The organism is Streptomyces sp. NPDC059255, assembly GCF_042752355.1.
In the GTDB taxonomy this organism is placed as follows: Bacteria; Actinomycetota; Actinomycetes; order Streptomycetales; family Streptomycetaceae; genus Streptomyces.
On the sequence record NZ_JBHYZP010000103.1, the window covers coordinates 1 to 1,524 of the forward strand.

The window sequence follows — 1,524 nt, forward strand, 5'->3', positions numbered from 1 at the left end:
GGCGTGGACGAGTTGGAGGCCGGCGAGGAGCCAATGAACCGGGTCCGCAGGCCCGGTGGTGGTCGGAAGAAGGCCGTGGACCTTGATCCGGGTCTTCGGTCCGCGCTGCTGGCACTGGTGGAGCCTGACGAGCGAGGCGATCCGATGTCGCCGCTGCGCTGGACGGTGAAGTCGACCAGAAGCCTCGCAGCCGAGCTCACCCGTCAGGGGCACCGGGTGGGCGCCGACACGGTCGGAGACCTGCTGCGCGAGGAAGGCTTCAGCCTGCAGGCCGGTGCCAAGACCATCGAGGGCAGGCAGCACCCCGACCGTGACGCCCAGTTCCGCTACATCAACGAGCAGGCCGGACAGCACGTAGATGCTGGTCAGCCGGTGATCAGCGTGGACACGAAGAAGAAGGAACTCGTCGGTGACTACAAGAACGCGGGCCTCCAGTGGCGGCCGGCCGGTGAGCCGGTAGTGGCCAACACGCACGACTTCCTGGACCGGCAGGGACCGGGCAAGGCGATCCCGTACGGGATCTACGACATCGCCGCGAACACCGGGTGGGTCAGCGTCGGCACTGACCACGACACCGCCGCATTCGCTGTCGCCTCCATCCGCCGCTGGTGGCAGGCCAGGGGTCGGCACGACTATCCGTATGCCACCCGTCTGCTGATCACCGCGGACGCGGGCGGATCAAACGGCTACCGCACCCGCGCCTGGAAGGCCGAGCTCGCAGCCCTGGCCGCCGAGATGAGCCTGGACATCACGGTCTGCCACATGCCGCCGGGCACATCGAAGTGGAACAAGATCGAACACCGGCTGTTCTCCCACATCTCCATGAACTGGCGCGGCCGCCCGCTCACCAGCCACGACGTCATCGTCAACAGCATCGCCGCGACCACCACCCGCACCGGGCTGAAAGTCCACGCCGAACTCGACCTGGGCACCTACGACACCGGCATCAAGGTCACCGACAGCGACATCGAGGCCCTGCCCATGCACCGCCACCGCTTCCATGGCGACTGGAACTACACCCTCCATCCCCAACCTCGCGTCACCACCAGCGCAACCCGGGACCCACGGCCGGTCGGCGGCCCGTCCCCGCAGCCCTGCACAAGGGGTCTGCGCGACCCGGAGCTGACCGGCATGCCCGAACCGGCGCTGGACGAACTCACCAACCAACTGGCCATTGACCTGGACGAGCTACGTGAGCAAGGACGGCTCCAGCAACGGGGAGGCGAGCGTATCCGTGCTCGCGGTGCAGGGGCCAAGGACAAGCTGACCACCTCCGACAGAGTCCTGGCCACCGTGCTCTACCTACGCAAAATCGCCACCCGAGACCTGCTCGCCCAGCTCTTCGGCGTCAACGGCAGCACCCTCACCAGGGCCGTCCACCAAGTTCAGCCCCTCCTGGCCGAACACGGCTACACGATTCCGCCCTCGACAGCCAGGTTCAGCACGCCCACTGACATCACGGCGTTCCTCGCGAACAACTACCCTGCGGAGATCAAATCAGCATGTTGATTCTCTGCAAGCCCT

Annotated in this window: 1 protein-coding gene; it reads left to right on the top strand. The window is 66.7% G+C overall.

All coding sequences use genetic code 11. The features are described from left to right. Window positions 1-1,509 (top strand): ISAzo13 family transposase (locus ACFXKG_RS41225; RefSeq protein ID WP_384850753.1); only part of this gene is annotated, 1,509 nt, incomplete at its 5' end. Between the last annotated feature and the right edge of the window lie 15 nt (window positions 1,510-1,524).